Here is a 5047-nt window from a genome sequence, read left to right as displayed (position 1 = left end):
GGCCGGTGGTACGGGCGACCTCGCCGGCGAGCCGGGCGAGCGGGAGAGCGGTTTCCCGGTGCGCCCGCCGGACGATCGCTTCGCCGCGCGCCGTGATCTCCTCCGCGATGCGGCCCAGGAAACGCGCCCGGGGCGCGGAATCCGTGGCACGGTAAGGGCCGAACGCCGCTTCGGCCAGCGAAGCGGCCCGCGCCACCTCCTCGTCGCCGCCGTAGCGGTAGGCGGGGTCCAGCGGCTCCCCGGTGCGCGGATCCCACGACCGGACCTCCGGCCCCGCGCCGGTCACCCACTGGGCGCCGATGAGCATCCGTCCGGACGGTTCTCCGACGCTGGGCACGAAGTCCCCCTTCGCTTGCCACGGCCTTCCGGTGCCGACGGTAGACGGCCCGTCCGCTACCCGTCCAAGACCTTCCGCGCATCGTCCGATACCCGCAACGAACCGGCGATGGGGCCGATCGAGCGCATCCGGTTCCAGGACCGGTGAGCGGGCGCCCGTGCCGGGTACCATCCGGGTCCCATGCTGTCTCTCGAGCAGGTGCTGGGCTTCGTGGTCGTCGCGGAGGAAGGCAACTTCCGCCGGGCCGCGGAGCGGTTGAGGATGACGCAACCGCCGCTGAGCCGCCAGATCCAGAAGCTCGAACGCGAGATCGGGGTGGTGTTGTTCGACCGGACCCAGCGGCGGGTGGAACTGACCGCGGCGGGCGAGGCCTTCCTCGTCGAGGCGCGGCGGCTGCTGGCGCTGGCGGAGGCGGCGCCGGGCACGGCGCGGCTGGCCGCGTCCGGGCAGACCGGCACCGTCCGGATCGGGTTCACCGCCGCGTCCGGCTTCCGCTTCCTCGGGCGGTTCCTCAACCACCTGGAGCGGGCCCTGCCCGGGGTCGAGTTCGTGCTGAGCGAAATGGTCAGTTCGAACCAGCTCGAGAACCTGCGCAGCGGGCGGCTGGACCTGGCGCTGGCCCGGCCCCCGGTGGACGAGACCGAGTTCGCCTCACGGCTGGTGCACAGCGAACCGCTCGTGCTCGCGCTGCCCGAGGGGCACCGGCTGGCCGCGGCGGACGGCCCGCTGCCGGTGCGGGAACTGGGCGAGGAAACGCTGCTGCTCTACACCCCGGGGCAGGCGGGCTACTTCGCCGACCTGGTGGCCCGCGTTCTCGCCGGGGTGTCCTACTCCCCGGCCCACCAGCTCACGCAGGTGCACACCATGCTGTCGCTGGTCGCGGCGGGCCGGGGGCTCGCGCTGGTCCCCGGGACCGCGACCCATCTGCACCCCGACGGCGTGCGGTTCCGCCCGCTCGACGGCGCGGCCGCCGGCCCGGTCCTGCTGCACGCGGTGTGGCGGCGGGAGCTGCTCAATCCCGCGCTGCGCCGGGTCGTCGGCCTGCTCGGCTCGCTTCCCCCCAGCTGATGTCACCGATTGTCCGAAAAGGAGAAACCGTGTCACACCTGCCCGCCGCGGACCTGGGCCCGGCGCTCGGCCGCGGGCTGCTGTCCTTTCCCGTCACGCATTTCCGTGCCGACCTGTCCTTCGACGAAGCCGCCTACCGGGACCATCTCGCCTGGTTGTCGCGGTACGAGGTGGCGGGCCTGTTCGCCGCCGGCGGTACCGGCGAGGGTTTCTCGCTGACCACCGCCGAAATCCACCGGGTGGTGCGCGCCGCGGTGTCCGAAGTGGACGGACGTGTGCCGGTGCTCGCCCCGGCCTCGGCGGGCACGGCGACCGCGGTCGAACAGGCCAGGGCGGCCGAGGCCGCCGGAGCCGACGGCATCCTGCTCTTCCCGCCCTACCTGACCGAGGCCGGGCAGGACGGGCTGATCGAGCACGTGGCCGCCGTGTGCGGCGCGACCAGCCTCGGCGTGGTCTTCTACCACCGCGCCAACGCCGCCTGCGGCGACGTCACGGTGGCCAGGATGGCCGAGCGGTGCCCGAACCTCGTCGGGTTCAAGGACGGCGTCGGCAACATCGAGACGATGACCCGGATCGTGGCGCGGCTCGGCGACCGGCTCACCTACATCGGCGGCCTGCCCACGGCCGAAACCTTCGCGCCCGCCTACCAGGCGCTCGGCGCGACCACCTACTCGTCGGCGATCTTCAACTTCGTGCCCGAGTTCGCGCTGGAGTTCTACCGCGCCGTGCGCGCGAACGACCGCGGGACGGTGCAGCGGCACCTGCGGGAGTTCTTTCTGCCCTACCTGGACCTGCGCGACCGGCACAAGGGCTACGCGGTGTCGATCATCAAGGCCGGGCTGGCCGCGGTGAACCGGCCCGCCGGGCCGGTCCGGCCGCCGCTGACCGGCCTCACCGACGCCGAACTCGCCGAACTGACCGGCCTCGTCAACAAGATCGCGAGAACGGAGACCCCTCGATGACCACCACCCCGGCCACCCTCGACCGGATCACCCGCGTCAGGATCTCGTCGGTCACCCTGCCGCTGGCCACACCGATCAGCGACGCGAAGGTGCTCACCGGCCGCCAGAAGCCGATGACCGAAGTCGCCATGCTGTTCGCGGAGATCACCACGGCCGCGGGAGCCGAAGGCGTCGGCTTCAGCTACTCGAAGCGCGCCGGCGGTCCCGGCCAGTTCGCCCACGCCCGGGAGATCGCCCCGGTGCTGCTCGGCGAGGATCCCAGTGACATCGCGAAGATCTGGGACAAACTGGTGTGGGCGGGGGCGTCCGTGGGCCGCGGCGGCCTGTCGGTGCAGGCGATCGCGGCCTTCGACATCGCGCTGTGGGACCTCAAGGCCAAGCGGGCCGGGCTGCCCCTGGCCAAGCTGCTCGGCAGCCACCGCGACTCGGTCCGCTGCTACAACACCTCGGGCGGGTTCCTGCACTCCCCGGCCGAAGAGGTGCTGGAGCGCGCCGCGGAGTCCGTGGCGGGCGGCATCGGCGGGATCAAGATCAAGGTGGGGCACCCGGACCACGCCACCGACCTGGCCCGGGTCACCGCGGTCCGGGAGAAGATCGGCGACGGCGTCGCGCTGATGGTCGACGCGAACCAGCAGTGGGACCGCCCGGCCGCCCGCCGCATGTGCCGCGCCTTCGAACCACTCGGCCTGGTGTGGATCGAGGAACCGCTGGACGCCCACGACTTCGAAGGACACGCGATGCTCGCGGCCACCTTCGACACCGCGATCGCCACCGGCGAAATGCTGGCCAGCGCGGCCGAACACGCCGAACTGATCCGCGCCCGCGGCGCCGACATCATCCAGCCCGACGCCCCGCGGGTCGGCGGGATCACCCAGTTCCTCAAGGTGATGGCGCTGGCCGAGCACCACCACCTGCAGCTCGCCCCGCACTTCGCGATGGAGATCCACGTGCACCTCGCGGCCGCCTACCCGCGCGAACCATGGGTGGAGCATTTCGAGTGGCTCGACCCGCTGTTCAACGAGCATCTCGAAATCAGCGGCGGCCGCATGCACCTGTCCGGCAGGCCCGGCCTCGGCGTGACGATCAGCGATCAGGCCCGGGCCTGGACCGTCGCCGAAACCGAGATCCGCGCCTGAGAACGGCGCGCTCAGGCCGGGGAACGGCCGGGCTGGACGGCCGGGATGCGGCGGGTGAAGAAGATCGAGAGCACGGCGGCAAGGGCGAGCACCGCGATCGAAGCCCGCAGCGCCTGGATGCGCGGCTTCTCGTTCTCCGCGACGATCGCGGCGGCCGCCGGTTCCGGCACTCCCGCCGCCGCCAGCCCGTTGCCCAGGGCCGCGTCGGAGAGGAACGTGGCCCCGCTGACGAGCGAGACCTCGGCTTGCGCGCTCACCTGTGGGGGCACCGCCGGGTTCTGCGCGATGCCCTGCAGGAACGAGGTCGTCAGCGCCGCGATGAGCACCGAACCGGCCAGCGCGGTCCCGACGGAGGCGCCGAGGTTGGTGGCGGTGTTCTGCAGCCCGCCGACCTCGCTCGTCCGCTCGTCCGGCACCGCCGAGACGGTGACGCTGCCCAGTTGCGAGGCCAGCGCGCCGATACCGAAACCGGCCAGCAGCATCGGCACGGTGGTGATCTCCGGCCCGGCCCCGAGTTCGAGCGCCGCCAGAAGGATCACGAGCGCGGCGAGCAGGGTGGTCAACCCCAGCCGCACGACACGCCGCGGCGAGACCTCCGGCCACACCTTCGGAATACCCGCCGCGGCCGCCAGCAGCGCGACCGACAGCGGCAGCAACCGCACGCCGGTGTCCAGTGCGGACAGTCCCAAAGCGACGGACAGGAACAGCGGAACGACGAAGAACAGACCGGCCTGCAGCAGGAACTGGAAGAAGAAGACGATCAGCCCGGTCCTGAGCCCGGCATTCCCGAACAGGGCCGGGTCGGTGAGCGGCTCGCGGCCCCGTCTGATCCGGTGGTGCTGCCGGCCCAGGAAGAGCCGCAGTACCAGTAACCCGGCCAGGATCAGCCACAGGCTGATCGACAGGCCGAAGAGGCTGGGCGCCCCCGCCTTCGGCAGCACCCAGCCCCAGGTGCTCGTCCGCAGGATCGCGTACACCACGAGGCCGAGTCCCGCGGCGGAGAGCACCGTGCCCACCAGGTCCAGCGACGGGTTCCGTTCCGGCGCCGACTCGGCCATGCGGCGGGCGAACACAAGGATGCCGAGCACGAGGAGCACCTCCGCGGCGAACACCCAGCGCCACGAGAAGTAGGTGGTGACCAGCCCGCCGACGAGCGGGCCGACGGCGACCGCCATCGCGCCCGCGGCGGCGATCAACCCGTAGGCGCGGGGCCGCTGGTCACGGCCGAAGTTGGCGGCGACCAGCGCGACGATCGCGGGCATGATCAGTACCGCGCCCAGCCCCTCCAGCACCGACCAGCCGACGATGAGCACCGGGAGGCCGGGCGCCAGTGAGGTGGTCAGCGAGCCGCACCCGTAGACCACGCAGCCGAGCGCGAAGGCCCGCCGCCGCCCGATCAGGGCCCCCAGCCTGCCGCCGGTGACCATGAACATCGCCATCACCAGGGTGTAGAGCGTGATGGCGGTCTGGATCCCGGTGACGGTGGTGCCCAGATCCTCGGCGACCTTCGCGATCGACACGTTGAGCACCGACGTGTCCAGGGT

Annotated in this window: 5 protein-coding genes; 3 read left to right on the top strand and 2 right to left on the bottom strand. The window is 72.2% G+C overall.

Features of this window, described 5'->3' with window-relative positions:
• Positions 1–337, bottom strand: a 337-nt coding sequence (locus tag FNH05_RS32065; RefSeq protein ID WP_246128065.1) for an aldehyde dehydrogenase family protein, incomplete at its 3' end; no start/stop codon positions are given.
• Positions 338–517: 180 nt separating this feature from the next.
• On the opposite strand from FNH05_RS32065, the gene FNH05_RS32060 reads away from it, so the two are divergent.
• The 3 genes from FNH05_RS32060 to FNH05_RS32050 are packed head-to-tail and all read left to right on the top strand — an operon-like array spanning position 518 to position 3503.
• The gene (locus tag FNH05_RS32060) at positions 518–1405 is read left to right on the top strand and encodes a LysR family transcriptional regulator (protein WP_144592593.1); all 888 of its coding nucleotides are present in this window, start codon (positions 518–520) and stop codon (positions 1403–1405) included.
• Between the two features lie 29 nt (positions 1406–1434).
• Positions 1435–2367: a 5-dehydro-4-deoxyglucarate dehydratase gene (gene kdgD, locus FNH05_RS32055; RefSeq protein WP_246128064.1), complete on the top strand. Its 933-nt coding sequence runs from the start codon at positions 1435–1437 to the stop codon at positions 2365–2367.
• Positions 2364–3503 (top strand): L-talarate/galactarate dehydratase, encoded by a 1140-nt coding sequence (locus FNH05_RS32050; protein ID WP_144592591.1) that lies wholly within the window; start codon positions 2364–2366, stop codon positions 3501–3503. The genes kdgD and FNH05_RS32050 overlap by 4 nt, the downstream gene beginning before the upstream one ends.
• 11 nt (positions 3504–3514) lie before the next feature.
• Here the strand turns inward: FNH05_RS32050 and FNH05_RS32045 are convergent.
• A partial coding sequence (locus tag FNH05_RS32045; protein ID WP_144592590.1) for an MFS transporter occupies positions 3515–5047 on the bottom strand: 1533 nt, incomplete at its 5' end.

Source organism: Amycolatopsis rhizosphaerae, from assembly GCF_007713715.1.
In the GTDB taxonomy this organism is placed as follows: domain Bacteria; phylum Actinomycetota; class Actinomycetes; order Mycobacteriales; family Pseudonocardiaceae; genus Amycolatopsis_E; species Amycolatopsis_E rhizosphaerae.
Note: the sequence above shows the minus strand (reverse complement) of the source record. Positions and strands in the feature narration are given on the sequence as shown.

What these genes read in the sequence shown, in the direction of transcription:
- FNH05_RS32060 (WP_144592593.1), top strand. Translation starts at nt 518, where the DNA reads ATGCTGTCTCTCGAGCAGGTGCTGGGCTTCGTGGTCGTCGCGGAGGAA.
- FNH05_RS32050 (WP_144592591.1), top strand. Translation starts at nt 2,364, where the DNA reads ATGACCACCACCCCGGCCACCCTCGACCGGATCACCCGCGTCAGGATC.